Origin of the sequence: Paenibacillus periandrae (assembly GCF_022458865.1) — a bacterium.
GTDB classification, from domain to species: domain Bacteria; phylum Bacillota; class Bacilli; order Paenibacillales; family NBRC-103111; genus Paenibacillus_S; species Paenibacillus_S periandrae.
This window is the reverse complement of the sequence record NZ_JAJNMU010000234.1, coordinates 1-252: the sequence shown is the minus strand read 5'-3', so window position 1 is coordinate 252 and position 252 is coordinate 1. Positions and strand designations below refer to the sequence as shown.

At 48.8% G+C, this 252-nt stretch carries 1 protein-coding gene; it reads right to left on the bottom strand.

All coding sequences use genetic code 11. The annotated features are described in order from the left end of the window. A partial coding sequence (locus LRL21_RS45365; RefSeq protein ID WP_240422267.1) for a hypothetical protein occupies positions 1-252 on the bottom strand: 252 nt, incomplete at both ends.

Genomic DNA, 252 nt, shown 5'->3' with positions numbered 1-252 from the left:
CCGCCTTGTGCTTAAACGATACGGTATAGGTCGTGTTTTTTTCCAGCTGCATTTTGCTGGGATCCGAAACACTAAATTCTTGCCAATATTGGCTTGACGCTGCCTCTGCATAGGCCGAATATTGGCCCGTTATGACTTTCTGAGGATCATTCGTTATGATCCCTGCTCCCGGTCCGAAGCTCGTCGCTTCATAGGTCCCGCGCTCAAACGATTCATTGAGCTTCGTGACCTGGATATCATCAATCGACAAGC